Below are 26,762 nucleotides of genomic sequence, written 5' to 3'. Positions count from 1 at the left end.
CCGTTGGCGTGCACGGTGACGAACACCGGGGTGCGCGGATCGGCGATCACACGCAGCACGTCGGTGTCGACGGTGTCGAAGGAGACCTCGGGCCGGGAGCGGGGCACGAACACGGTCACAGCCTCCCCACCACGACGCGCGGACCGGCGGGAGCGGCGGCCGGGGCCGTCGCAGCGTCCCCGTCGGGCACACCGGAGGGTTCCGCTTCCTTGTGGAGTGCGGTCAGCGGAACGACGGCCGGGGCCCGGTCGAGGACGGACGACATAGTGATTGCCTTTCAAGCACAGGTATGCAAGATCACCTACCCAATCCAACCAGATGTTGATCTCATTTACCCAACTTTCTTTTCCCGGTGTGTCGTTGGAACGTGAGGGGTGGTCGGGCATGGGCGGCACGGGTGACGCGGGCGAGTTGTATCCGCCGATCGAGCCGTACGGGACGGGGATGCTGGACGTCGGCGACGGCAACCTCGTGTACTGGGAGGTCTGCGGCAACCCGGACGGCAAGCCGGCGCTCGTCGTGCACGGTGGTCCCGGGTCGGGGTGCGGCACGGGCGCGCGCCGGTACTTCGACCCGGAGCGGTACCGGGTCGTCCTGTTCGACCAGCGCGGCTGCGGCCGCAGCACCCCGCACGCCGCCGACCCCGCGACCGACATGCGGCACAACACCACCCCGCACCTGATCGCCGACATGGAGCGGCTGCGGGAGCACCTGGGGATCGACCGCTGGCTGCTGTACGGCGGTTCCTGGGGCTCGACGCTCCTCCTGGCCTACGCCGAGCGGCATCCGGAGCGCGTGTCCGAGATCGTCGTCTCCGGTGTCACCACCACCCGGCGTTCGGAGATCGACTGGCTCTACCGGGGCGTCGGCCGCTTCTTCCCCGAACAGTGGGAGCGCTTCGTCGCGGGAGCCGGCGGTACGCCACGCGACGGTGACGTCGTCGCGGCGTACGCCCGCCTGACGGAGCACCCCGACGCCGCGGTGCGGGAGAAGGCCACGGCCGACTGGTGCGCCTGGGAGGACGCGGTCCTGTCCGGGGAGACGAACGGCACCGCCCACCCGTACGGCGACCGTCCGTCCGACGCCCGGCTGGCGCTGGTCCGCATCTGCTCCCACTACTTCTCCCACGGGGCATGGCTGGAAGAAGGTGTGCTCCTGCGGGAGGCGGGCCGGCTGGCCGGCATCCCCGGGGTCCTGGTCCACGGGCGCTTCGACATGGGCGGCCCCCTCCTCACCGCCTGGGAGCTCCACCGCGCCTGGCCCGGCTCGGAACTGCACGTCGTGGAGGACGCGGGCCATCTGGGCGGCGCCAGGACCCGCGGTCACGTACTGCGGGCACTGAACCGCTTCGCGGCCGTTCGCTGACAGCGGGCGTCAGGGGCCGCCGGCCTGCCGCTCGGCGGCCCCGCCGCTCAGCTGTCGTAGTCGACCGTCAGTGTGTCCGACGCGGGGAAGGTCTGGCAGGTCAGTACGTAGCCGGCCTCGATCTCGGCGGGTTCGAGCGCGTAGTTGCGGCGCATGTCGGCCTCGCCGTCCGTGACCAGGGCGCGGCAGGTGCCGCAGACACCGCCCTTGCAGGCGAAGGGCAGGTCGGGGCGGACCCGGGACGCCGCGTCCAGGACGGTGGTGTCGCGCGGCAGGGCGGACGTGGTGGAGCGGCCGTCCAGGACGACGGTGACCTGGCTGACCGGGCCGTCCGTCCGCGCCTCCTCGTGACGCACCGGCCGGACCGTCTCCTCGTCGGCGAAGAACAGCTCCTGGTGGATCCGGTCGCCGGGCACACCGAGTCCGGCGAGCACCTCGTGCGCGTCGCGGACCATGCCGTGCGGGCCGCACAGCCACCAGTGGTCGGCGCGCGCGACGTCGACCAGGCCGTCGACGAGCGCGGCGAGCCGGCCGGCGTCCAGCCGTCCGGAGAGCAGGTCGGTCTCGCGGGGCTCTCTGGACAGGACGTGGGCGAGCTGGAAGCGGGTCGGGTACAGGTCCTTCAGGTCGGCGATCTCGTCGGCGAACATCACCGAGTCGGTGCGGCGGTTGCCGTAGAACAGGGTGACCCGGGAACGGTCGTCGGCGGCGAGGACGGACTCGGCGATGGACAGCATCGGTGTGATGCCCGACCCGGCGGCGATCAGGACGTGGTGGCCGGGTGTGCCGAGATCGGGCGTGAAGGCGCCCGTGGGAGCCATCACCTCGACGGTGTCGCCGGGCCGCACCTCGCGCACGAGCCAGGAGGAGAACAGTCCGCCGGGCACCTCGCGCACGCCGATCCGGGGCCGCGCGCCCGCCGGCGAGCAGATCGAGTACGAGCGGCGCTCGTCGCGCCCGTCCACCTCGCGGCGCAGGGTGAGGGACTGTCCGGGCGCGAAGGCGAACTCCCCGGCCAGTTCCGCGGGGACGTCGAAGCCGACGGCGACGGCGTCCTCGCACAGGCGCTGCACCGACGCCACGCGCAGGGAGCGGAAGGCCGGGCGGCGGCGTGCGCGCCGCACCGCGCCGGGGGCGGCGGTGCCGGGTGCCAACAGGTCCTCCATCAGATCTCCTTGACGTACTCGAACGGTTCGCGGCAGGCGCGGCAGCGCCACAGCGCCTTGCAGGAGGTGGCGCCGAAGCGGGAGGTCTCCTGCGTGTCGGCCGAACCGCAGCGCGGGCACGGCACCGCGCGCCGGGTCGCGGACAGCACCAGCGGCACCGGGCCGGACGCGGGGCGCGGCGCCGGGCCCGGGGGCGCGATGCCGTGCTCGGCGAGCTTGCGCCGCCCGGCGGCCGTGATCCAGTCGGTGGTCCACGGCGGGTCGAGGACCGTGCGCACCTCGACCCGCTCGTACCCGGCGGCCCGCAGCCGCGCGGCCACCTCGGCGCGCATCTCGGCCATGGCGGGACAGCCGGAGTAGGTCGGGGTGAGCTCGGCGACGACCGTGCCGTCGGGGGCGATGCCCACCCCGCGCAGGACGCCGAGGTCGGCGAGGGTGAGCATGGGCAGCTCGGGGTCCGGGACCTGCTCGGCGACGTGCCGGGCGCGCCGGACGCCGGTGAGGACCGTCACCATGTCGCCCCCGGATGGGCGCGGGCCACGCTCTGCAGCTCGGCCAGCAGCGGGGCGAGGTGCTCGGTGTGGTCGCCGTCGCGGCCCGCGCCGGCCAGCGGCCGCCAGGCGGGCAGCGCGAGACCGGCGGCCTCGGTGACCTGGCGCAGTACGGCGACCACCTCCTCCCGGGCGTCGTGAGCGGTGAACAGCTCCCCGATGTACGGCAGGACCCGCGTCAGCGCGGCACGCGTCCGCCGGTGCGACTCCTCGGTGCCGTCCCCGAGGCGGACGACCCACTCGGCCGCGTACTGGCGGTGGTAGGCCAGCTCCTTCACGCCCTTGGCCGCGACGGCCGCCAGTACGGGGTCGGGCGAGGCGCTGAGCCTCCCGAAGTGCGCGAGGCGCCAGCTGGAGAGCACCAGCAGCCGCACCATGGAGAAGGCGAAGTCACCGTTGGGCAGTTCGGCCAGGCGCACGTTGCGGAAGTCCCCGGCGTCGCGGAAGTAGGCGTAGGCGTCCTCGTCACGTCCCGTGCCGTCGACCTGGCCGCAGCGCGCGTACAGCAGGCGGGCCTGGCCGAGCAGGTCGAGCCCGATGTTGGCGAGCGCCACCTCCTCCTCCAGCTCGGGAGCGCGGGTGGTCCACTCGGCCAGCCGCTGGGCCGAGACCAGGGCGTCGTCGCCGAGCGCCAGGCAGCACGCGGCCAGCTCCGCCGCGTCGACCCCGGCGGGCAGGGAGGTGTCCACACCGTGCAGCGGGTCCTCGAAGCCGGTCCCGAACGCCCAGCGGGCGTCGCCGTCGTCGTGCTCCTCGGCCAGGGACAGGTAGACGTGGTCGTCACTCATTTCCCTGCTCCTAGATGTGCGGGACGTCGCCGGGGATGTCGTAGAAGGTGGGATGGCGGTAGACCTTGTCGGCGCTGGGGGCGAAGAAGGGGTCCTTCTCGTCGCGGGTGGAGGCCGCGATGTGCTCGGAGCGCACCACCCAGATGCTCACGCCCTCGTTGCGCCGGGTGTACAGGTCGCGGGCGTGGGTGAGCGCCATCCGGTCGTCGGCGGCGTGCAGCGACCCGACGTGCACGTGGTTCAGCCCGCGCTTGCCGCGCACGAACACCTCGTACAGCGGCCAGTCGCCCTCGGGGGTGTGCGTGTCGCTCATGCCACTGTTTCCTTCCTCGCCCGGGCCGCCTGCCTGGCCGCGTGCGCGGCGGCCGCCTCGCGCACCCAGGCGCCCTCCTCGTGAGCGGTGCGGCGCCGCTCCATCCGCTGCGCGTTGCACGGCCCGTCGCCCTTGATGACGCGCATCAGCTCGTCCCAGTCCGGGGTGCCGAAGTCGTGGTGCCCGCGCTCCTCGTTCCAGCGCAGCTCCGGGTCGGGCAGTGTCACACCGAGCTTCTCGGCCTGCGGGACCGTCATGTCGACGAAGCGCCGGCGCAGCTCGTCGTTGCTGTGCCGCTTGATCTTCCACGCCATGGACTGCGCGGAGTTGGGCGAGGCGTCGTCGGGCGGGCCGAACATCATCAGTGACGGCCACCACCACCGGTCCACCGCGTCCTGGACCATCTCGCGCTGGGCGTCGGTGCCGCGCATCATCGTCATCAGTAGCTCGTAGCCCTGCCGCTGGTGGAAGGACTCCTCCTTGCAGATGCGGACCATGGCGCGCGCGTAGGGCCCGTAGGAGCTGCGGCACAGCGGGACCTGGTTGCAGATCGCGGCGCCGTCCACGAACCAGCCGATCACCCCGACGTCGGCGAAGGACAGGGTGGGGTAGTTGAAGATCGACGAGTACTTCTGCCGGCCCTCGATCAGCCGCCGGGTGAGGTCCGCGCGGTCGGCGCCCAGCGTCTCGGCCGCCGAGTACAGGTAGAGCCCGTGCCCGGCCTCGTCCTGCACCTTGGCGAAGAGGATCGCCTTGCGGCGCAGCGAGGGCGCCTTCGTGATCCATTCCCCCTCCGGCTGCATGCCGATGATCTCCGAGTGCGCGTGCTGCGCCACCTGCCGGATCAGCGTCCTGCGGTACCCCTCGGGCATCCAGTCGCGCGGCTCGATCCGCTGGTCGCGCGCGATCGTCGCGTCGAAGTGTTCCCGCAGCTCCGGAGGGGCGTCCTCCGCCGGTGCCGCCTGCGCCTGCGTCGCAGCCATCCGCATCCCCTAACCCAACCGACCGTTCGTTCGGCCCATGATACGCGGAGCACCCCCGGTCCCGGCAACCGTCCGGGCGGCACGGCGTCCGGACGGTACGACGTCCGGGCGGCCGCGGCACGGAAGCGCCCCGGACCGGGGAACCCGCTCGGGGACGAGCCGTCACTGCCCGACGCCCGAGAGCCCCTGGGCGAGCTGGGCCACGAAGTCGATGACCGCCCGGCCGAACGCGGTCGGGGCGAGCAGTACGCCCAGCGTGACGGCCACGGTCAGGCACAGCATCTGGTCGACCCTGCTCCGGGCCTGAACACGGCGGCGCACCAGCAACACGAGGATGACGGCCAGCAGCAGCGCCACGTCAATGGTCAACATCATGTGCCCGGACCTCCCGTCGGACCGCCACCGGCCCGGTCCACCGGGCGACGGCTGTGCGGCTGCGCTCTCTTGTGTAGCGCGCAACGAAAAGGGCGGGGAGAAGGGCGGCCACAATTGGCGACAAAGCACCTTTCTGACTTGTTTCACCATGCAAGCACGCAAGCCGGGCGCACGACGGTTCGGCGGCGCGAGCGCCCGCGCCGAGGGCGTACGGACCGGAGCGCGAAATCCCCGGCGTACGACGGGGCCGCGCACGCACGGCTACGGAACACCGTGTCCCGCGCCCGCGGTTCCGGACGAACCCGCGGGCGCGGGGAGCACCGGCTCGTGGAGGGTCCGGCCGGGGGTTCACTCCGCGTCAGCGCCCGGCGGCTCCGTCGGCGGCGGTCTCCGGGTGGTGCAGGTCGAACGCCGGGGACTCGGAGCGGATGCGGGGCAGCGAGGCGAAGTTGTGACGCGGCGGCGGGCAGGAGGTCGCCCACTCCAGCGAGCGGCCGTAGCCCCACGGGTCGTCGACGGTCACGCGCTCGCCGTACCTGCCCGTCTTCCACACGTTGTACAGGAACGGCAGGATCGACAGGCCGAGCAGGAACGAGCCGATCGTGGACAGGGTGTTCAGGAGTGTGAAGCCGTCGGCGGCCAGGTAGTCCGCGTACCGGCGGGGCATGCCCTCGGCGCCCAGCCAGTGCTGGACGAGGAAGGTGAGGTGGAAGCCCGCCGTCAGGGTCCAGAACGTGATCTTGCCCAGGCGCTCGTCCAGCATCCTGCCCGTGAACTTCGGCCACCAGAAGTGGAACCCGGCGAACATCGCGTACACCACCGTGCCGAACAGTGTGTAGTGGAAGTGCGCCACCACGAAGTACGAGTCGGAGACGTGGAAGTCCAGCGGCGGGGAGGCCAGGATCACGCCCGTGAGACCGCCGAAGACGAAGGTGACCAGAAAGCCTGACGTCCACAGCATCGGTGTCTCGAAGGAGAGGCTGCCCTTCCACATCGTGCCGATCCAGTTGAAGAACTTCACCCCCGTCGGCACGGCGATCAGGAACGTCATGAAGGAGAAGAACGGCAGCAGCACACCGCCGGTGACGTACATGTGGTGCGCCCACACGGTGACCGAGAGGCCGGCGATCGCGATGGTCGCGCCGATCAGGCCCATGTACCCGAACATCGGCTTGCGCGCGAACACCGGGATCACCTCGCTGATGACACCGAAGAACGGCAGGGCCAGGACGTAGACCTCCGGGTGGCCGAAGAACCAGAAGAGGTGCTGCCACAGCAGGGCCCCGCCGTTGGCGGCGTCGAAGACGTGGCTGCCGAACGTGCGGTCGCACTCCAGGGCGAGCAGCGCGGCGGCGAGCACCGGGAAGACCATCAGGATCAGCAGGCCGGTCAGCAGCACGTTCCAGGTGAAGATCGGCATGCGGAACATCGTCATGCCGGGCGCGCGCATGCAGACGATGGTGGTGATGAAGTTGACCGCGCCGAGGATGCTGCCGAAGCCGGACAGCGTCACACCCATGATCCACATGTCGGAGCCGACGCCCGGCGAGTGCACGGCGTCCGACAGCGGCGCGTACAGGAACCAGCCGAAGTCGGCGGCGCCCTGCGGGGTGAGGAAGCCGCCGGCCGCGATCAGCGAACCGAACAGGAACAGCCAGTAGGACAGCATGTTCAGGCGCGGGAAGGCCACGTCCGGGGCGCCGATCTGCAGCGGCATGATCCAGTTGGCGAACCCCGTGAACAGGGGCATCGCGAACAGCAGCAGCATGATCGAGCCGTGCATCGTGAACGCCTGGTTGAACTGCTCGTCGGACATGATCTGCAGTCCGGGGCGGGCGAGTTCGGCCCGCATGAGCAGGGCCAGCACCCCGCCGACCATGAAGAAGCCGAACGCCGAGACGAGGTACAGCGTGCCGATCCTCTTGTGGTCGGTGGTGGTCAGCCACTCCACCCACGAGTGGCGGGGACCGGGGCGGACGGCCGCGCCCGTTCCGGTCCCCGCCGCCGGCACCCCGGCCGTCGTGCTCCGCGGGTGCCGTGTGCGGCCATGCGTGTGATTGACGTCCACGGGGACGCGACCTCCAGCTGTACTGATCCGGGAGACGGCGCGCGGAGGACCGGGCGGTCCTCGCGGCGCCACGGGAGCCGGTCCGTTCCGGCTGCCTCATGATCAGTGGTGGCGGGAGGGCGGGCACAGGGCTGAACAGTCCCCGGCGCCCAGGGCCGAACGGCCCCGCTCCCCCGGCCCGCCGGCCGGTGCCGGCGGGGGCGCTCAGGTGCCGATCAGCGTCCTGACGCCGAGCAGTTCGGGAAAGAAGGTGAGGTCCAGGGCGCGCCGGAGGAATCCGACACCGCTCGACCCGCCCGTGCCCGTCTTCATCCCGATGGTGCGCTGGACCGTCCGCAGGTGCCGGAACCGCCAGACCTGGAAGGCGTCCTCCAGGTCCACCAGGTCCTCGCAGGCCGCGTAGACGTCCCAGTCCGTGTCGGTGCTCTCGTACACCCGCCGGAAGACCGGGAGCAGTTCCGCCGTCTCCACCCACGGTGTGCGCACGTCGCGGTCGAGCACCTCGGCCGGGACCGCGTGGCCGCGGCGGGCCAGCAGCCGCAGGAAGGCGTCGTACAAGGTGGGTTCGTCCAGCAGCCGGGAGAGCGTGCGGTGGACGTCGGGCCGGGACGCGAAGACGGCGAGCATGCGCTCGTTCTTGTTGCCGAGCAGGAACTCCACGGCGCGGTACTGGTACGACTGGACCCCCGACGAGGTGCCGAGGGTCCCGCGGAACTCGGCGTACTCACTGGGGGTGAGGGTCGACAGCACGGACCACTGTTCGGTCATGGTCCGCAGGACCGCCTTCACCCGGGCCAGCCGCTTGAGCGCCACCGGCAGTTCGTCGGCGTCGAGCAGGTCCCGGGCGGAGAGCAGTTCGTGCAGGACGAGCTTGAGCCACAGCTCCGTGGTCTGGTGCTGGATGATGAACAGCATCTCGTCGTGGTGCGCGGGCGTGCTGCGCGGGTGCTGGGCGCCGAGGACGGCGTCGAGCTCCAGGTAGGCGCCGTAGTCCATGGACCGGCTGAAATCGGTCCTGATCCCGTCTTCGAGCGGACGCTCGCCGTTGGTGACGTGCACGGGTACACCTCCGTACTGGCGAGCGCCAAACTATCGCCTCCTCGGCGGTCGCCGGATCAGTGAAACGCACCGTTCTCGTTTCCGGGGTGGCGGGCGCCCGGCCGGAAGCGTGTGCAGACCCGGGAGAGAACACCTCGGAGAAAACATGTGGAAGGCCGGAGCGGGGGCCGCTACGGTCGCCGCGATGACTACTCGATCTCTCCGCAGATTGGGGGTCCCGTCCACGCAAGGTGAGTGCTGATGGCCACTCACCTCACGGACGGGGACTCCCGCCTCTCCTTCTGGCTGCGCGTGCGTGAGTACGCCGTGCCGCCCTCCATGATCGAAACCGCGACCGCCCGCCGCCTCGCCGGGGACTGGGCCGGGGCGTGCGCCGCCGCGGGCGTCGACGTCGACCTCGACCTGCGCTCCGTGGCGCGCACACGGCCGGGCGCTCGCCGACCGGGTCCGGGCCGATCTGCGCCGACTGGCTCCCGACCTGCTGCGCTGGCACATGCCGAGGATCGCCCCCGACGGGTGGCTGCGCCCGGGACTCACCCTCGCCCTGGCCCGGTACGACACCGCGGGACACGGCCGCGAACGCCCCGTGCACCTCGTGGTGCGGACCGCGCCCGCCTGGGCGGACGCCGGCCAGCGCATCAGCCTCGCGCTGTGGGACGGCTCCCGCGGCGCCTCCGGGGACGAGGCGGGCGCCTGCCGGCATCCGCATCCCCGTCCCGACCGGCGCTTCCGCCTCGACCTGCACCGCCACCTGTGGGACGCGCACAGGGCCGACGAGCTGCGGGTGCGGTGCGGGGCCGACCGGCTCGGCCCCGTCGGTCGGCTCGGCCCGGTCAGTCGGCTCGATCCGGCCGATCGGCTCGACGGGGCCGGGAGAGCCGCGGGGGCTGGCGGGGCGTCCGCCGGTGGTCGCGGTCCCGAGCCGTACCGGAACCTGCTGGAGTCGTTGCCACCGGGGCGGAGTTGCGCCGTCGACCGGTGGGCGGCCGAGGCACGGATCCTGCTCCGCGCCGAGGGGCGGTCCGCCGGCGCCTTCACCGTGCGGTTCGGCGGCAGGCACCGGCTGGTGCTGGAACTGCTCGCGGACGCGGACCGGAACGGGGACGGCGGGTCCGTATCCGGGTGCGGGTCCGTATCCGGGTGCGGGTGCGGGTCCGGGTGCGGGTGCGGGTCCATAGCCGAGTGCGGGTCCGGGTCCGGGCGCGCGTGCGGGTCCGGCGACGATGAAGACCTCGGAACGTCCGCCCTGCGCGTCGCGGACGCGCCCGGGAACGGCCGCGCCTCCGCGCTGCCGGTGCTGCCCGACGCGGCGACCTGGGTGCTGCCCGACCTGGAGCTGCTGCGCACCGGTTCGCTCACGGCCGACCGGCTGCATCCGCTGGTCGCCTCGGCACTCGTACCGGGTCACGGGGCGGCCGGACCGTACCGTGCGCCGGACCGGACGCCGTCGGCGCGCCTGGTGGAGTGCCGGGGAGCCCGGCACCGGGTCGGCCTGGTCGACGGGGTGCTGACCCCGTTGGACCACGACCCGGCCGAGATCCGGCGGGAGGAGCTGCTGGCCGCGCTGACCGGCACTCCGCTGCCCTGCCTCCAGGTCATCGACCGGGCGCACCGCAGGCCGGACGACCTCGCCGGCATCCGCGAACGCCTCGGCCACGGCGACGTGGCCGGTGCGCTCGCCGTCGTGGAGGACCTGCTGGGCCCCGGCGCGCTGCTGCGCGACGGCGCCTTGCGGGACGCGCTGGAGGCGGCCGCGCGACGGCGCGTCACGTACGGGCTGTTCCGGGCCGGTCTGGCCGAGCCCGCGCCCGCGTCCGGCCGCAGCCTGCCGGGGCCGGAGCGTCCACGCGGCCATCGTCCGCACCCGCGGCACGCCACTCTCCACCGCCCTTGAACCCGCACACCGTCTTCCGGGGCGCACGCCCTCACACCGTCTCCCGGACCTGAGTCCCCTTCACACCGGCCGTCGCGCCGAATCGTCACACCGATCCGCCGTACCGATCCGCCGCACCGGTCTTCCGTACCGGCCCGTCGCACCGCCCCGTCGCGCCTGCCCGGCCGACCACGAACCCACAGGTGATCAGACATGCCCTCGAACACACCGTCCACCGCCACCGGCGCCTCCGGCCCGGCCCGCGCCTCCCAGCTCGACGTAGCCGGTGAACTCCTGCGCCTGCTGCGCGCCACCACCACCGAACCGCGCGCCGACGTACAACTGGAGGCGCTGGCCCCGGCCGTCGCCGCCGACCTGCCCGTACTCCTGTGGGGCCAGCCGGGCAATTGGGCCCGCACACGCAGGGCATGGTCTGGCTGGACTTCGGCAGCGGCGCCGACGGGCTGGAGCGCGAGTGGGACCTGGGGCCGGACGGCGCGCACGGCTGGGCACGGGTGGTGGACGTCGGGTAGACCGCCGCAGCCACCGGGACCGCCGGGACCGCGCCGGCCGGGACGGCCGTACGGCACCGCTTAAGGTGAGGACATGCGACCCGTCTCCCGTCCCCGCGCCGCCGGCCGCGTCCGCGCGCGGGCCATGGGCGCCGCCCCCGAGCCGAACGCCCCGGCCGGTCCCGGCGACGGCCCCGCGCCGAGTCCCCGCACCGGCCCAGGGCCCGGTCCCGATTCCGGCGGCACGACGCTCCCCCGCTGTCCCGGCAGCACGGCTGCTGCCCGTGGACCCGGCGGCGCGGTGGACGCCCGTCGCTCCGGCGGCACGACGCTCCCCCACTGTCCCGACACCACGACGCTCCCCCACTGTCCTGACACCACAGCGGCCGCCCACTGTCCCGGTCCCGCCGACACGGCGACCACCCGCTGTCCCGGTCCCGCCGCGGTCGCCGGCTCCCGTACCGGCGGAGTGCGCGGATGACCGCGGAGACCCGCTCCCTGCCCGTGCTCGCGCCGGAGTCGGTGGACACACCCTTCACCATCGTCGGCTACGACGAGGTCTTCACCCGCGACACCACCTGGAACGACCACTCCCACCCCTTCCACGAGCTGCTCTGGAACGCGCGTGGCGCCTCCACGGCCGTGGTCGGCGCCCGGGTCTGGACGATCACACCGGCGTTCGGGCTGTGGATGCCCGCGGGCACGCTGCACTCCGGTTCGGCGATCGCCGGCACGTGGATGCGCGGGAGCTTCTTCGGGTTCGCCACCACGACCTCGATCTCCGACACCCCCGTCGCCGTCGAGATCACCCCGCTCCTGAGGCTGCTGCTCGAACGGCTCGGCGATTCCGGCCTCTCCCCCGGTTCGCGGAGGACGACCGAGGCGATGGTGCTCGACGTGCTGGAGCCCTCGCCCCGCGAGCTGCTCGTGCACGCCCCCACCTCCGGCCTGCTGCGCCCGATCGCCGAGGCGGTGCGGGAGAACCCGGGGGACCAGCGGACGCTGACCGACTGGGCGGGTGAACTCGGTGTGAGTCCACGTACGATCACACGCGCTTTCAACGCCGAGACGGGCACCAGCTTCGCGCGCTGGATCGCGGCGGTCCGCGCGCAGCACGCGGTCGGCCTGCTCACCCGGGGCTGGGACGTCGAGACCGTCGCGGAGCGGGTCGGCTACCGCTCGGCGAGCGCGTTCGGCGTCGCGTTCCGGCGTACGACGGGGCTCACTCCTGGCATGTTCCGGGCCTGCTGAGAGGCGTCCGGACCGGATTCCGGGCCTCCCGAGGAGCGTCCGCGCCCGATTCCGGGCCTCTTGGAAGCGTTCGCGGCGGATTCCGGTCCTTCTGAGGGCGTGTGCCGCTTCACCGTACGATGCCTCCTGTCCCGATCGCGACATCCGCTGTCTCAAAGGATCGATTGCGACACCGACCCCCCTCCCTTAGAGTCCACCAAAGGCAAGCCTTACCTAACCGGCTTGCGTCAGTACGGTGCACCGCTCCACGACGGCATTCCCCACACCCAGGCGTGCGAGGACCGGCACCCCTGACATCCGGACAGTGGAGTACGAAATCATGCGTTCATATCGCCTCAGGTCGCTCGCCGTGGCGGCCGTGGCCCTGCTGGGTCTGTCCGCCTGCGGCGGGCAGACCGACACCGACGACGCCGCCGAGGCGAAGAGCAGCGGTTCCGGCGCGTTCCCCATGACGGTCGAGCACGCCCTCGGCAAGACCACCATCGCGTCGAAGCCCAAGCGTGTGGCCACCGTCAACTGGGCCAACGACGAGGTGCCGCTGGCGCTCGGCGTCGTGCCGGTCGGCATGGCCAAGGCGAACTTCGGCGACGACGACGGCGACGGGGTCCTGCCCTGGACCGAGAAGCGGCTGAAGGAGCTCAAGGCCGACACGCCCGTCCTGTTCGACGAAACCGACGGCATCGACTTCGAGGCGGTCGCCGACACGAAGCCGGACGTCATCCTGGCCGCGTACTCGGGCCTGACCCAGCAGGACTACGACACCCTGAGCGAGATCGCGCCGGTGGTGGCGTACCCGGACGCCGCATGGGCGACCCCGTGGCGCGACATCATCCGGATGAACAGCAAGGCGATCGGCCTCGCCGACGAGGGCGACGAGCTGATCGCCGACCTCGAGGGCGAGATCGAGGACACCGTCGCGAAGTACCCCTCGCTCAAGGGCAAGTCGGCGATGTTCATGACGCACATCGACCCCGGTGACGTGAGCAAGGTCGGCTTCTACACCGCGCACGACACCCGCACGCTGTTCTTCGAGGACCTCGGTCTGAAGATCCCGGACAGCATCGAGAACCTCTCCGAGGACTCGGAGAAGTTCTCCGGCACGCAGAGCGCGGAGCAGATCGACGTGTTCAACGACGTCGACATCATCACCGGGTACGGGGACGAGAAGGGCGAGCTGGTCAAGACGCTCGAGGAGGACCCGCTGGTGTCGAAGCTCCCCGCCGTCGAGCGCGGCTCCACGGCCTTCCTGTCCGGCTCCGGCCCCGAGGCGACCGCGGCGAACCCGACGCCCCTGTCGATCTCCTGGGTGCTGGAGGACTACGTCGCCTCGCTCGCCAAGGCCGCGGACAAGGTCAAGTGACGACAGTACGAACCCCAGCAGTGCCGGACGCCGCCGTGGTGCGGCGTCCGGCCCGTGTCCGGACCCTGTGGCTCCTCGCGGCCCTGCTGGTCCTGGCCGCGATCATGGTGGCCTCCGTCGCCCTCGGCTCGCGCAGCGTCGCCTGGTCCGACGTGTGGGCGGCCCTCGGCGGCTCGGACGGGACCCTGGAGGAGGCGGCGGCCACGAAGCGCATCCCCCGCACGGTGCTCGCGGTGCTCGTCGGCGCGTCGCTCGGCCTGGCCGGCGGTGTCATGCAGGGCGTGACCCGCAACCCGCTGGCCGACCCGGGCGTCCTCGGCGTCAACATGGGGGCGTCGCTCGCCGTCGTCACGGCGGTCGCGTTCTTCGGTCTCACCTCGCCGACCGGGTACATCTGGGTCGCGCTGGCGGGCGCCGCGCTCTCGGCCGCGTTCGTCCACACGGTCGGCTCGCTCGGGCGCGGGGGCGCCACGCCCCTGAAGCTCGCGCTCGCCGGCGCCGCCACGTCGGCGGCGTTCGCCTCGCTCGTCACCGCCGTCATCCTCCCCCGCAACGACGTCACCGGCAGCTTCAAGCTCTGGCAGATCGGCGGCGTCGGCGGGGCGTCCTTCGAGCGCATCGGGCAGGTGCTGCCCTTCCTGCTGGTGGGCTTCGCCGTCTGCCTGCTGTCGGCGCGGGCGCTCAACTCCCTCGCGCTGGGCGACGAGCTCGCGGCCGGACTCGGCGAGCGCGTCGCCCTCGTACGGGCCACGGCCGCGCTCGGCGCCGTCGTCCTGTGCGGGGCGTCGACCGCGATCGCCGGGCCGATCGGCTTCGTCGGGCTCGTCGTGCCGCACGCCTGCCGTCTGCTGGTGGGCGTGGACCACCGCTGGCTGCTGCCGTTCTCGGCGCTCCTCGGCGGCTCGCTGCTGACCGCCGCCGACGTGGTCGGGCGGGTCGTGGCGCGCCCCGCGGAGATCGACGTGGGCATCGTCACCGCGCTGATCGGCGGCCCGTTCTTCATCTACATCGTCCGCAGGCAGAAGGTGCGTGCCCTGTGAGTGCCCACGTCGTCACCCGCCCGTCGACGGTCGAGGCCGTCGCGCGCGGGCGCGTCCGCCGCGCGTCCCGGCGGCGTCTGGTCGTCCTGGCGCTGGCCGTCCTCGTCGTCGCCGGCTTCGTCGTGTCCCTGATGTTCGGGCAGACCTTCTACCCGTTCGACGACGTGCTCCGGGTGGTGTTCGGCGAGCAGGTGCCGGGGGCGTCCTTCACCGTCGGCCGGCTGCGGCTGCCGCGGGCGGTGCTCGCCGTGGTGGCGGGCTTCAGCTTCGGCCTGGCCGGCGTCACCTTCCAGACGATGCTGCGCAACCCGCTCGCCAGTCCGGACGTCATCGGCATCAGCTCCGGCGCGAGCGCCGCGGCGGCCATCGCGATCGTGTCGTTCTCCCTCGGCGAGACGACGGTGTCGGCCGTCGCGATCGCCGCCGGCCTCGGTGTGGCCCTGCTGGTGTACTTCCTGGCGTTCAAGGACGGTGTGGTCGGCACCCGGCTGATCCTGATCGGCATCGGGATCTCCGCCATGCTCGACAGTGTCATCTCCTACGTGATGTCCCAGGCCGCCGAGTGGGACTTCCAGGAGGCGATGCGCTGGCTGACCGGCAGCCTCAACGGCACGACCTGGGACCAGGTGGTGCCCGCCGCCCTCGCCCTGGCCGTGCTGGCCCCCCTACTGCTGTCGCAGCGGCGCAACCTCGCCGCGCTGCAGCTCGGCGACGACACCGCGTCCGCCCTCGGCGTCCGTGTGGAGCGCACCCGCGTCACGGTCATCGTCGCCGCCGTGGGGCTGATCGCCTTCGCGACCGCGGCCTGCGGCCCGATCGCGTTCGTGGCCTTCCTCTCCGGTCCCATCGCGGCCCGGATCGTGGGACCGGGCACCTCCCTGCTCGTGCCCGCCGGGCTCGTCGGCTCCCTGCTGGTGCTCGTCGCCGACTTCACCGGCCAGTACGCCTTCGGCACCCGGTACCCGGTCGGCGTCGTCACCGGCGTCCTCGGCGCGCCCTACCTCATCCACCTGATCATCCGCACCAACCGGGCGGGAGGCTCCCTGTGACCACGTCCCACTCCCTGGCGGCCGAGCGGCTCACCCTCGGCTACGGCGACCGCACCGTCGTCGACTCCCTCGACCTGGTCGTCCCGCCTGGCCGGGTCACGGCCGTCGTCGGCGCGAACGCCTGCGGCAAGTCGACGCTCCTGCGCTCGATGTCGCGTCTGCTCGCCCCGCGCGAGGGGCGCGTCGTCCTGGACGGCAAGGAGGTGCACCGCCTGCCCGCGAAGGAGCTGGCCCGCACCCTCGGGCTGCTGCCCCAGTCGCCGGTCGCCCCCGAGGGCATCACCGTCGCCGACCTCGTCGGCCGCGGCCGCCACCCCCACCAGGGCCTCTTCGCCCGCTGGAACGAGAAGGACGACGAGGCCGTGGCCGCCGCCCTGGACGCCACGGACACGGCGGCGCTCGCCGACCGCTCCGTGGACGAGCTCTCCGGCGGCCAGCGCCAGCGGGTGTGGATCGCGATGGCGCTCGCCCAGCAGACCGACCTGCTGCTGCTCGACGAGCCCACCACCTACCTCGACGCCAGCCACCAGGTCGAGGTCCTGGACCTGCTGACCGACCTCAACCGGGCGCGCGGCACCACCATCGTCATGGTCCTGCACGACCTCAATCTCGCCGCCCGGTACGCGGACCACATCGTCGCCCTCGCGCAGGGGCGGCTGCACGCGGCCGGGACCCCGCAGGAGGTGCTGACGGAGGACACCGTCCGCACCGTGTTCGGCCTGGAGAGCCACATCATCGAGGACCCGGTCTCGGGCCGTCCCCTGATGCTCCCGATCGGCCGCCACCACGTCCGGCCGCGGGCCGGCGCGACGACCGCGCGGACTCCGGCCGAGGAGGCGCACCGGTAGCGCGGGCGGCCCGCCCGGCGGAGCGCCCGCCCGCCGTTCCGTACGGAACCGGCCTCCCGTACGGAATCGTCTCCCGTACGGGACCGGCCGCCGGCTCTCTGCCGAACCGGCGGCCGGCCCGTCGTCCCGCCCCGCAGGCCGCGACCGCCGTACGGCTCGTCCGCTTCCCGCGGGCAGGTCCTGCCGGGCGGTCGCTTCCTGCCCGCCGGCAGGGCCGCCGGTCGGGCGCGCGTCACTCGGAGACGAACTCCGGGCGCACCCGGGGCGGCCACTGCCCCACGGTGAAGACGCCCATGGAGTAGCTCTTCGAGATCAGCGCGGGCCTGTTGGTCACCTTCATCTTCCGCAGCAGCGAGGAGACGTGGTACTCCACTCCCCCGCGGCTGAGGAAGAGCTTCGTGGCCAGTTGCACCGTGGACTCGCCGGCCGCCACGCCCTCCAGGATGCGGGCGTGCATGGGGCTGAACAGCTTGCGGCGGGTGCTGACGATCCGGGGACTGCTCTCCGACTCCTCGGGGTCGACCAGCACCAGGATGCGGTTGACGCGACCCGTGCTGCTGCGCACGGCGATGCCCGTCATCTCTCCGAGGAAGACGGCGTCCTTGGAGTCGACGGCGACCATGTGACCGGCGAAGCGGGGGCTCTGGCCGTCGGCCAGGCGTGTCAGTTCGTTGCGCAGCTTCATCTGCACGCTGGGGTGGAGGAACTCGCAGAAGTTCTTCCCGGCCACCCGGCCGGGACTCGAACCGAACCGGTGGATGAACGACTGGTTGGCGTCGAGGATGCGGAACTCGAGGTCCAGGTTGGCCATGCACACGAAGGACTGCTGGAAAAGCGCCCAGTAGCTGTCGCGATAGGAATCGGACGCCCAATCGCGGGAAGCACCGGGAATTATCTCAGCAGAGTCGGGGCCTGCATTCTTCATGGGGGTGGGCCACTCTTTCTCTGAGTCGAGCCTCAGAGGCGCTTCTTCGGAGGGGGGTGATGCGGGGAGACGATCGGTACGCCTCTTCACGCCCCAGAGATTGCCATTCGTTGAAAAGTCAAGTCAAGGCTTCCAGGTATCCACCAGACCTTTTGCGGTTAAGACTGCGGTACCCGCGGGGCATGGTTCGGTCGGCGTTGCGGTACTTGCGGTGCGCCATTCCACGGACTCGTTCCCCACTGTTTCCGGTCCCGATCCGGATTCCGCCCCGTATCCGCGATCCGGGCACGAAGAGGGCATCCGCACCGCCCGTTCGGGCATCGTTCCCTCAGGTGGGCGCGGCCGGTTCGGCCGGTCGACCGCCCGCACGGGCCCCATCGCCCTCGCGCGCAGCGTTCCGCATGCCCTTCCGGTCCCCGTCGTCGGGCCCCGCGGAGCAACCCTCGCACCCGAGAAACGGAAAGGGGAATGGAGGGGGAACGCAGGACGACCGGGCGTATCCCGCGGAATGCTCCGGCCATGGATACAGGGGCCGGCGGCCGGTGGTCTGCGGCCGGCGGCCGAAGTTATTCAGCTGTCCGCCGCCGTATCGGGTTCGAGCATACGGGCGAGCCCCTCGCGGCCCGCTATCCCGAATTTCCGGTACGAACTCGTCAGGTGCCTTTCCACCGCGCGCACACTGATTTCCAGTTCATCGGCGATGTCCCGATTGCTCAGCCCCCGGGCGGCCCGCTGCGCGACTTTCGTCTCGGCGGGGGTGAGACCGGCCGCCACCGCCCGCGCGGGCCGTGCGGCGAATCCCGCGTCGGCGGGGGCGGAGCGCGCCTCGGCCAGCAGCAGCCGCCCGCGGCCCGCGAGCCGCTCGCCCTCGGCGTCCGAGGTGCCCTGCAGCCGCTGTCCGAGTGCGATCAGGGCATGGGCGAGATCGAGGCGGCTGCCCGCGGCGTCGAGGGCGTCGACGGCCTCCCGCAGCAGCGCCGTGCCGTGCGGGCCCTCGGTCAGCTCGCCGCGCAGTCTCAGGGCGCGCCCCACTCCGCTGGGCGTTCCCCAGGCCACGGCGCGTTCCTGGTACTGCTCGGCCGTCTCCTGCGCGCGGGCGGTCATGCCCAGCCGGTACTGGAGCCGGGCCGCCCGCACCTGCCAGCGGAACAGCCAGGGGTTGAACCAGCCGGCCCGCTCCAGCGCCCGCCCGCAGTCGAGGTACCGGGTGAGCGCGACCGTCAGATCGCCCCGCGCCTCGGCCCTGATCCCGCGCAGCGTGCGGTCCAGGGCGAACAGCCGCACGTCGGCGCCGGGGCCCTCGACATCGATGTCGACCTGTCCGGCCAGCTCCTCGTCGTCGAGGTCGGTGGCGATCCGGCCCAGGGTGAGGGTGGGCAGCAGCCGGTCCTCGGACGGTTCCCCGGCGGTCAGCGCGGCGGCGCGCAGCGCGCACGCGCGGGCCGCGGCGGCCTCGCCCCGGGCGAGCAGGACCAGTCCCCACTGCGCCTCGACCCGGGCCCGCTGGGCCGGGGTCCCCTCGCGGGCCGCGTACAGGCGCGCGGCGCCGAGCCAGGAGGCCGCGGCCTGCGGGGCCTCCGCGATGCACAGCACCGGGGGCACGAGTTCGAGCGCGGGGCCGTGCAGGCAGGAGTGCGCGGGCTCGTGGTCGAGCACCTGACGGGCCATCCGGACGACGTCCCGGTGACCGGTGCGCCCGTGCATCGCGGCGCAGAACAGCAGCACGGTACGGAGTTCCCGCTCGGCCTCGGAGACGTCGCCGTGGAGTTCGCCCAGTTCCCGCAGGCGCCGCGCGGCCGAGACGACGGTCGCGTGGTCGTCGAGGCCGACGTAGCGGACCCGCGCCTCCAGGCGCATCGCGAGCCAGCCGCCCTGCCGGTCCTCCTCGGGCGGGGTGCCCAGCGCGGCGGCGGTCTCCCGCACGAGCCCGACCAGTTCGGGGTCGCCGGCGACGGTGCGCATCGGCACGCTCGCCACCATCTCGGCCCGCCGCCCGGGCCGCGGCATGAGGCGGGCGGCCTGCGCCAGGTGGCGGCGGGCCGAGGGCGCGCCCGAGTCGAGTTCGATCGTGCCGAGTTCGAAGAGCAGCTCCGCGCGGACCGGTCCGTCGGCGGGCACGTCGGCGAGGGCCCGGCCCAGGTAGCGCACGGCGTCGTCGGGGGCGCCGCGCCGGCGGGCGGCCGCGGCGGCGGCGCGCAGCTGGTGGATCTCCCAGGGGTCGCCGATCCGGTCGACGTGGAGCAGGGGGGCGACGGCCTCCTCGGGGCCCGCGCCGCTCTCCTCCAGCAGGACGGACGCCTCCCGGTACCAGTGGGAGCTCTCCTCGGCGCTCATGGCGCGCAGGACGACCCCGCCGATGTCCGGTACGCCGTCCGCTCCCCCCGCGCCCGCGGGCCAGAGGGCGGCCAGGGACGCGCGGGCGTGGTCGCACTCCTCCTCGCTGAGTCCGGCCAGCCGGGCCACGAGCTCGCGGTCGGCGCCCGGCCCGAGGACGGCGGCGGCCTTGGCGTAGGCGTCGAGCACCGGTTCCCTGCGCAGCGCCAGCAGCAGCCTCTCCCGGCACAGTGACTCGCCCAGTTCGCGCAGGTCCCGGGTGCGCCAGTGCGGAGCGCCCAGGCGGCGCAGCCGGGCCCGGTCGGCGAGCACCCTCAGGTCCTTGGGCCGGCCACCGGTGACCTCGTGGCAGGTCCGGGCGAACTCAGCGGGGCAGTCGGCGCCGAAACGGTTCTCCACCAACCGGGCCGTGGCGTGCCGGGTCAGCGGCCGGGCGCGGACGCGGTGGGTGGCGCGGTCGGCGATCTCACGGACCAGTGGATCGGGTGCGCCGAGGCCGCCCTTGCGGACCACGGCGATCAGTACGGGCATGCCGTCGAGGCGTGCGGCGAGGTGGGCCAGCGCGTGCAGGGAGGCCTCGTCGGCCCAGCGCAGGTCGTCCACCAGGAGCGCCACGGTGCGTTCGGCGGCGGTCGCGGCGAACAGGATGTGGAGCCGGTGCAGGGTGTCGGCGAAGGCGGCGGGACCTCTCGCGGCGGCCCGCGGGTCGGCCACGGCGGCGAGCACGGGGTGGGCGACGGGCGGGACGGCGACCCCGGGCTCGGCGGCCAGTTGCAGGATCAGCTGGCGTACGACGCCGAAGGGGACGGACCGTTCGGTGGCGGTCCCGGCGGAGCGCAGGACGAGGGCGCCGCGGTCACCCGCCACGTCGGCCAGCCGCTGGAGCAGGGCGGTGGTGCCGGTGCCCGCCTCGCCGTCGACGAGGACCAGGGCGCCGGAGCCCGACCGCGCCTCGGCGACCGCCTCGTTCAGGACGACCTGCTCCTCCTCGCGCTCCAGCAGCATGGGTCAGGCGCTCTCCCGCCCGGCCAGGACATGGGCCACCAGGGCCGCCCGGCCCCTGACGCCGAGTCTGCGGTAGGTCTTGGTCAGCCGGAGCTCGACCGTGCGGGTGGCCATGCCGAGCCGGTCGGCGATCTCCCGGTTGGTGAGACCGGCGGCCACGAGGTCGGCGACCTGCCGCTCGGACGCGGACAGGACGTCGCCGGCGGACGCTTCGCCGGCGGTGGCGGCGGGTCCGGAAGCGGCGGCGGGCCGGGCGGCGTCCACCGGCTCGGGAAGGTCGACGCCGTGGTCGGCGAGCGTCTCGCGCACACGGGCGCGCAGGGCCGTGAAGGCCCGGCCCGTGCCCCAGTGCTCGACGATCCGGTGCTCCTCGGTCAGCAGCTCGCCGGCGGTCCCGGAGGCGCCGAGCAGGTGCTGGGCGACGGCCGCGGTGTGCCGCCAGGGGATGAGCACGGGGTTGCGCCAGCGGCGGGAGCGCAGCAGCCGGCCGCACTCCTCCAGCAGGAGCAGGGCGCGCGGGGCGTCCTCGTCGATCAGGGCCAGTTCGGCGCGCGCGTACAGCAGGTGGGCGGTGGCGACGCTCTCCTCCCCGGCGGGCGCCTGCGCGGCGCGTTCGGCGGCGGTCCGGGCCTCGTCCACGCGGCCGCAGCGCAGCAGGGCGAGGATCTCGGCGGCGGCGAGCCGGGGCAGCAGCAGGGAGTGCCAGGAGGCGCGGGGCAGCTCCCGGACGGCCTCGGCCAGGTGGCGCAGGGCCTCCTCGGGCCGTCCGAGCCGTACGGCGGTCTCGGCGTGGCACAGCAGGACCTGCGCGACGACGGCGCGGGCACCGCTGCGCCGGGCCTCCGCGGCGACGGCGTCGAAACCGGCGACGGCGCCGGGGACGTCGTCGGCGCACGACAGGGCGCGGGCCGCGGCCAGCCGGCACATCAGGGGCACGCCCTCGGGGTCGGCCGACACCTGCCGGGCCAGCTCCAGGACCCGGGCGCGCTCCTCGGCGCGGGTGGCAAGGAACCAGGCGGCGACCGCGGCCTGGGCGGGGTGCCCGGGGCGGTCGGAGTGGGAGGGGGCGGGGGCGACGAGGGGCAGACCGCCCTTCTCGTTCTGCGCGAGCCGGCCGAGGGCGCGCAGCGGGCGCAGGAGCGGGTCGGGTATCCCGGTCAGGGCGCGCTGGTGGACGTCGGCGATGACCCAGCGGGCGGTGTCGGCGTCGCCCCGGGCGAGCAGGAGGTCGGCGGCGCGCAGGACGCCCGGCCAGGTCTCCTCGGTGGCGTGCCGCAGCAGTACCTGGCGCAGCCGGCCGTCGCTGGCCTGCGGGGCGGAGACGGCCTCGGCGGTGGCGAGCCGGAGCAGGAGCCGGACGCGTTCGGAGTCGGGGACGGGTTCGCGCAGGGCCAGGCGGAGCGCGGCGGTGGTGGCCTTGTCGGCGCCGCGCACGGGCCGGCCGGCCCCGGGACCGGAGGCGGTGCGGGGGCGGACGAGGCCGGTGACGGCGCCGAGCATGTCGACGACGGTGCCGATGCGGAGGCCGCTGTCGCCCTGGAGGGCGGCCGCGCGGACGTGCAGGGCGTCGCGTTCGGCCCGGGTCAGGCCGGCCAGGACGTCGTCGGCGAACCAGGCGTGGCGCAGCCGGGGGGTGCCGGTGTGCCCGGCGAGCAGTCCGCAGGAGCGCAGGACGGCGACGGCGTCCTCGAAGGCGGTGTCCGCCAGCCCGGCGAGCGCGGCGATCCGGTCTGCGTCGAGCGTGCGCCCGGCCGCGGCGATCACCCGCAGGAGCCGTACGGCGTCGTCGGGCAGGCCGCGGACGGCGGAGAGGGCGCAGGCCGACCAGGCCGCGCGTCCGGCGGCGGCGAGTCCGGGGACGTCGTCGGCCTCCAGGGGCCGGCCGAGCGCCGCGATCCGGTCGGCGACCGCGCACAGCACGGCGGGGTGCCCGTCGGCGACGGCGTCGACGGACAGCGCGGACGGCGGCACCGGACGGCCGGCGCGGGCGCTCAGCAGCGCGCGCGAGTCCTCGGCGTCCAGCGGGTCGACGCGCAGGGGGCGGACGAGGCAGGGGCCGTCGGGCAGTTCGGCGCCGGCGGCGACGAGGAGCTGGCGCAGCGGGAGCGGCGAGGTGCCCAGCACGAGGACGGAGCCGTGGTGCAGGCGGCGGGAGAGGTCGACCAGCCAGCGCAGGGACTCGGGGTCGGCGAGGTGCAGGTCGTCCACGGCCAGCAGGACCGGGCGGGCCACCGAGCTCGACAGCAGGGTGTCGCACATCCGCACCATGACGGCGGCCGCCGACTGCGCGTCGCCCTCGGCCGCGGCGAGGGCGCCGATCCGGGAGGCGGGCCACAGGCTGGCCATCAGCTGGGTGACGACGGCGTAGGGGACGCGGGACTCGCGGGGCGAGCAGCGGGCGACGCCGACGGCCGTACCGGCCGCGCGGGCCCGGGCGACGGCCCGGTCGAGCAGGGCGGTGCGGCCCACTCCGGCCGGGCCGGTGAGGAGGGCGAGGTCCGAGGTGTGGCGCTCCAGGCCGACGAGGAGGTCTTCGAGGCTGCCGAGGGTGTCCTCCCGCCCTATGAGGGTGTGGGACGGCAGTGCCGGAACCACGGTCACGAACGCCTCCCGCGGTGGTGCTCCAGGGTGCCGCGGACAGGACGCGGAGAACGACTCGTGAACCGATCCGGACGGTTGCCCATGCAGCACCCCTCGTCTGACGACAGCCGGTGACCTGCCCTTCCTCTGATGACGGACGTTACCCGGCTTCCCCCGCCGCGACGGATCACGGCCTCGAACCCTGAGCTTTTTCTGAGGTTGCCGTTCCGCAACACGCGTTGATCGGGGCACCCGCCGCAGAGAGAGCCGATCCGGCCGTTCCCGGGAAAACGCCGGAGCGCCGCGCGAAATGCCACGGCCGCGTTCAGGATTCCTGATTCCGGAGGCCGGAGAGGGCCTCGGTCAGCTCCTGCCTGCGACGGATGCCGAGCTTGCGGTAGACGCTGGTGAGATGGAACTCGACGGTGCGCTGGGAGAGGAACATGGCCTCGGCGATCTCCCGGTTGGTGGCCCCGCCCGCGGCCCGCTCGGCCACCTGGCGTTCGCTTCCGCTAAGGGAGTCGACGGGGGAGGCGGTACCGCGGCGCAGCCGTCCGCCGGCGGCGGCGAGGGCCGGCCGCGCCCGGCTCAGCAGCAGCCGGTCGCCGCACAGCACGGCCCGGTCGATGGCCCGGCGCAGCCGCTCCCGGGCGCCCTCGGTGTCGCCGCGGTCGAGCAGGCGCCGGCCGAGGAGGTACTCGGCGCGGGCGTGTTCGAGCCGGCCCGGGGTGCCGTCGAGGACGCGGGCGGACTCGCCGAGCAGTTCGACACCGGCGTCTCCGGGGGTGAGGGCGCCGCGGACGAGGGTCAGCATGCCGCGCGCCCGGGCCGTGCCCCAGCGCTCCACGGAGGCGGCGACGCGTTCGGCCACGTCCAGACCCTCGCCGGGGCGGCCGAGTCCGGCGAACGCCAGGCCGGCGTCGAACCACCAGGGCGCGAAGAGCGGGTGGGCGATGCCGGCCTCGTCGAGGCTCTCCCCGCAGCGCAGCAGGTGCTCCAGGGCCCCTTCGAGGTCGCCGAGCGCGGCCCGGACGCGGCCGCGGGCCATCAGGTAGCTGTGGTGCTCGATGGTGAACTGGTCGAGACGGGGCCGTGCGACCAGATCGAGGACCTCCTGCGCCCGGTGCGCCTCGCCGCGGTGCACCAGGGGGAGGGCGAGGGAGTAGTACGGGGTGACGGCCGTCCGCACCCGCAGTTCCCGGATGAGCACGTCGAAGGAGAACTGCCCGTCGGAGAGCGACTGCCCCACGTCGCCCGCCCACAGGCGGACCTGGGCGCGGGTGCTGGCGACGAGCGCGGCGGTCCAGGCCTCGCCGCGGCCGCGGGCGTGTTCGAGCAGCGTGGTGAGCACCGTGTCGACCGGTTCGATCTCGTCGGCGAGGTAGAGGGCGACGCTGGCTCCGAGCACCGCCCAGCCGCCGAGCCCCACGTCCCCGGCGCGCAGGACGTGCGCGGCGGCGGGCACGACCTCGGCGGCGGGCCGCCCCTGGAGGGTGCGGAGCGCGGCCAGCATGCCCAGCTGCTGGCGTTCCTCGGCGGTCTCGCCGCGGGGCGGCGCCTGGTCGCGGAAGCGTTCGCCGACCCGGCGCAGCGTCGACTTCTCGTCGAGGCCGGAGACGAGGAGCATCGCCTCCATACGGGTGCGCAGCGCCCGGTCGGCCGGGGAGTCGCCCAGTTCGGTGCCGGTGCTCTCCAGTGCCTGGTCGACGAGTTCGAAGGCGCGCAGCGAGTTCTGCGCGGCGAGCGAGGTGACCGCGTACTGCAGGACGAGCAGGCAGCGGGTGCGCGGGTCGGTGTCCAGCGAGAGGGCGTGTTCGAGGTGGCGCAGCGCGGCCCGGGGGTCGCTGTGGACCAGCGTCCGGGCGGAGACCGACAGCAGTTCCACGTCGTCGGGGGCGTGGCGCAGGGCGCGGCCGAGGTACTGGGCGGCGGCGGCCGGGGCGCCGCGCTGCTCGGCGCCGAGGGCGGCCGCGCGCAGCACGGTGACCATCCACGGCTCCGGGACGCCCGGCAACAGCATGAGCTGGGCCGCGACCTCCTCCGTCGGCCGTCCGGAGTCGTTGAGCAGCCCGGCCGCGCGTGCGCGCAGGGCGGTGCGCTCGGAGTAGGGCGTGGCGTTCAGGACGGCGTCCCGGATGAGGTCGTGGCGGTACTCCAGCGAGTCCGGGCGCAGCAGCCCGGCCGCGCGCAGGTCCTCCACGGCGCCGCAGGCCGGCCCGGGGCGGGTGCCGGCGAGCGCCGCGACGGTCTCGATGTCGTGGCCCTCCAGGACCGCGGCCGCCCGGGCCACGGCGAGCCGGTCGGGGGCCAGCCCGTCGATCCGGTGGCGGGCGACGACGCGGTGGCCGAGGCCGTCGAGGACGGCGGCGTGGTCGACGCCGGACAGCGCGGACAGTTCCCTGATGCCGTCGGCCATCAGCTGCACCAGGAACGGTGTGCCGCCGGTCAGTTCGGCGCAGGTGGCGACGAGGCCGGGCGCGGGCGCGGTACCGAGGGCGGCCGTGAGCAGGTCGCCGACGGCCTTCTCCGGGAGCGGCTCGACGTCGACGGTGAGGCAGCCGGCGGCGTCGGCCATCTCGTCCAGGACGTCGGGCAGCGGCGGCCCGGTCTCGGTGCGCAGGGTCAGCAGCAGGACGACGCGCAGGTCCTCGGCGCGCCGCAGCAGGAAGCCGAGCCACCGCAGCGACGCCTCGTCGCACCACTGCAGGTCGTCCACGGCGAGGACGAGGGGCCGCTCGGCGGCGAGTCCGGCGGTGAGCCAGTACAGGCCGTGCATGACGGCGTAGCCGTCGGCGGGGGCGCCGTCGGGCGTGCGGTCCGGGGCGAGCGCGGGCAGCGCCAGGCGCGCGCTGCCGCGCAGCAGCGGGTGGCCGGCGCCGTCGTCCGCGCCCTCGGCGCTCCGCGCGGGAAGGCCGAGCGCGCCGAAGAGCGCCCGGACGGTTCCGTAGGGACCGGACCCGCTCTCGGCGCACTTGGCGGTCAGCACCTGGGCGTCCCCCGCCAGTCCGGTCAGCACGGCCCGCATCAGGCGGGTCTTGCCGATGCCCGCGGTGCCGCGGAGCAGGACCGCACGCCCTGAGCAGCTCAGGTGCTCGTGGATGAGCGACAGTTCCAGGTCCCGGCCGACGAGCCGGGGCTCACCCTCCGCCTCAGCACCGCTGAGCAAGGCCACCGCGACTCCTGTTGCTCGCCCGCCGGACGGGAGGGAACGGCGGACCATGGGGGACATTGCAAGACTTGCGCGTCAGATCATATGCACGACCGTGGATCCCCCCGGGGTCTTCGCACGAGCCGGTGGCACCGCGGACGAGGCTCCG

19 protein-coding genes and 1 pseudogene are annotated in these 26,762 nt (G+C 73.8%); 8 read left to right on the top strand and 12 right to left on the bottom strand.

Translation table 11 applies throughout. The features are described 5' to 3' along the window. The first annotated feature begins 384 nt into the window (after nt 1–384). The gene (gene pip / locus IE271_RS23840) at nt 385–1,365 is read left to right on the top strand and encodes a prolyl aminopeptidase (RefSeq protein ID WP_190192465.1); all 981 of its coding nucleotides are present in this window, start codon (nt 385–387) and stop codon (nt 1,363–1,365) included. 47 nt (nt 1,366–1,412) lie between these two features. On the opposite strand, the gene paaE is transcribed toward pip, so the two are convergent. The 8 genes from paaE to IE271_RS23800 all read right to left on the bottom strand — a co-directional run bounded on the left by paaE (nt 1,413) and on the right by IE271_RS23800 (nt 8,668). Beyond that, nucleotides 1,413–2,531, bottom strand: coding sequence for a 1,2-phenylacetyl-CoA epoxidase subunit PaaE (paaE, locus tag IE271_RS23835; RefSeq protein ID WP_190192450.1), 1,119 nt, complete (start codon nt 2,529–2,531; stop codon nt 1,413–1,415). Then, a complete protein-coding gene (gene paaD, locus IE271_RS23830; RefSeq protein ID WP_190192449.1) occupies nt 2,531–3,046 on the bottom strand; it encodes a 1,2-phenylacetyl-CoA epoxidase subunit PaaD in 516 nt (171 codons plus the stop codon). Before paaD ends, paaE begins: the two co-directional genes overlap by 1 nt. Further along, nucleotides 3,040–3,870 carry a 1,2-phenylacetyl-CoA epoxidase subunit PaaC gene (gene paaC / locus IE271_RS23825; RefSeq protein WP_190192448.1) on the bottom strand — a complete coding sequence of 277 codons (831 nt, stop codon included), beginning with the start codon at nt 3,868–3,870 and terminating at the stop codon, nt 3,040–3,042. The genes paaD and paaC overlap by 7 nt, the downstream gene beginning before the upstream one ends. Before the next feature lie 10 nt (nt 3,871–3,880). Then, nucleotides 3,881–4,183: a 1,2-phenylacetyl-CoA epoxidase subunit PaaB gene (gene paaB, locus IE271_RS23820; RefSeq protein ID WP_190192447.1), complete on the bottom strand. Its 303-nt coding sequence runs from the start codon at nt 4,181–4,183 to the stop codon at nt 3,881–3,883. Beyond that, the gene (paaA, locus tag IE271_RS23815; protein ID WP_190192446.1) at nt 4,180–5,166 is read right to left on the bottom strand and encodes a 1,2-phenylacetyl-CoA epoxidase subunit PaaA; all 987 of its coding nucleotides are present in this window, start codon (nt 5,164–5,166) and stop codon (nt 4,180–4,182) included. The genes paaB and paaA overlap by 4 nt, the downstream gene beginning before the upstream one ends. A 162-nt stretch (nt 5,167–5,328) precedes the next feature. Beyond that, nucleotides 5,329–5,541: a hypothetical protein gene (locus tag IE271_RS23810; RefSeq protein WP_190192445.1), complete on the bottom strand. Its 213-nt coding sequence runs from the start codon at nt 5,539–5,541 to the stop codon at nt 5,329–5,331. A 358-nt stretch (nt 5,542–5,899) separates the two neighbouring features. Next, entirely contained in the window at nt 5,900–7,552 is a 1,653-nt protein-coding gene (ctaD, locus tag IE271_RS23805) for an aa3-type cytochrome oxidase subunit I (RefSeq protein WP_229919526.1), read from the bottom strand. 261 nt (nt 7,553–7,813) lie between these two features. Continuing rightward, nucleotides 7,814–8,668: a tryptophan 2,3-dioxygenase gene (locus IE271_RS23800; RefSeq protein WP_190192443.1), complete on the bottom strand. Its 855-nt coding sequence runs from the start codon at nt 8,666–8,668 to the stop codon at nt 7,814–7,816. Nucleotides 8,669–9,161: 493 nt separating this feature from the next. Between IE271_RS23800 and IE271_RS23795 the strand changes: the two genes are divergently transcribed. The 7 genes and pseudogenes from IE271_RS23795 to IE271_RS23770 all read left to right on the top strand — a co-directional run bounded on the left by IE271_RS23795 (nt 9,162) and on the right by IE271_RS23770 (nt 16,601). Then, a complete protein-coding gene (locus IE271_RS23795) occupies nt 9,162–10,562 on the top strand; it encodes a hypothetical protein (RefSeq protein ID WP_229919521.1) in 1,401 nt (466 codons plus the stop codon). Nucleotides 10,563–10,754: 192 nt separating this feature from the next. Continuing rightward, nucleotides 10,755–10,946 (top strand): annotated as a pseudogene (locus IE271_RS42235) (AAA family ATPase); the annotation flags it as partial. Between the two features lie 584 nt (nt 10,947–11,530). Next, entirely contained in the window at nt 11,531–12,304 is a 774-nt protein-coding gene (locus IE271_RS23790; protein WP_190192442.1) for a helix-turn-helix domain-containing protein, read from the top strand. Between the two features lie 319 nt (nt 12,305–12,623). Next, entirely contained in the window at nt 12,624–13,664 is a 1,041-nt protein-coding gene (locus IE271_RS23785; RefSeq protein ID WP_190192441.1) for an iron-siderophore ABC transporter substrate-binding protein, read from the top strand. Beyond that, nucleotides 13,661–14,704 (top strand): FecCD family ABC transporter permease, encoded by a 1,044-nt coding sequence (locus IE271_RS23780; RefSeq protein WP_190192440.1) that lies wholly within the window; start codon nt 13,661–13,663, stop codon nt 14,702–14,704. The genes IE271_RS23785 and IE271_RS23780 overlap by 4 nt, the downstream gene beginning before the upstream one ends. Further along, nucleotides 14,701–15,753, top strand: a complete 1,053-nt coding sequence (locus tag IE271_RS23775; RefSeq protein ID WP_190192439.1) for a FecCD family ABC transporter permease — start codon at nt 14,701–14,703, stop codon at nt 15,751–15,753. The genes IE271_RS23780 and IE271_RS23775 overlap by 4 nt, the downstream gene beginning before the upstream one ends. Further along, a complete protein-coding gene (locus IE271_RS23770) occupies nt 15,750–16,601 on the top strand; it encodes an ABC transporter ATP-binding protein (RefSeq protein ID WP_190192438.1) in 852 nt (283 codons plus the stop codon). The genes IE271_RS23775 and IE271_RS23770 overlap by 4 nt, the downstream gene beginning before the upstream one ends. A gap of 232 nt (nt 16,602–16,833) precedes the next feature. On the opposite strand, the gene IE271_RS23765 is transcribed toward IE271_RS23770, so the two are convergent. The 4 genes from IE271_RS23765 to IE271_RS23750 form a co-directional block, all read right to left on the bottom strand. Then, the gene (locus IE271_RS23765) at nt 16,834–17,526 is read right to left on the bottom strand and encodes a helix-turn-helix transcriptional regulator (RefSeq protein WP_190192437.1); all 693 of its coding nucleotides are present in this window, start codon (nt 17,524–17,526) and stop codon (nt 16,834–16,836) included. A gap of 570 nt (nt 17,527–18,096) precedes the next feature. After that, nucleotides 18,097–20,865 carry an AAA family ATPase gene (locus IE271_RS23760; protein WP_190192436.1) on the bottom strand — a complete coding sequence of 923 codons (2,769 nt, stop codon included), beginning with the start codon at nt 20,863–20,865 and terminating at the stop codon, nt 18,097–18,099. Nucleotides 20,866–20,868: 3 nt separating this feature from the next. Then, the gene (locus IE271_RS23755; RefSeq protein ID WP_190192435.1) at nt 20,869–23,466 is read right to left on the bottom strand and encodes an AAA family ATPase; all 2,598 of its coding nucleotides are present in this window, start codon (nt 23,464–23,466) and stop codon (nt 20,869–20,871) included. 304 nt (nt 23,467–23,770) lie between these two features. Beyond that, nucleotides 23,771–26,617, bottom strand: a complete 2,847-nt coding sequence (locus IE271_RS23750) for a helix-turn-helix transcriptional regulator (protein WP_190192434.1) — start codon at nt 26,615–26,617, stop codon at nt 23,771–23,773. Nucleotides 26,618–26,762 lie beyond the last annotated feature (145 nt).

The organism is Streptomyces minutiscleroticus (genome assembly GCF_014650875.1).
Taxonomy (GTDB): domain Bacteria; phylum Actinomycetota; class Actinomycetes; order Streptomycetales; family Streptomycetaceae; genus Streptomyces; species Streptomyces minutiscleroticus.
The sequence above is the reverse complement of the archived record's forward strand: the minus strand, read 5'-3'. Positions and strand labels throughout refer to the sequence as shown.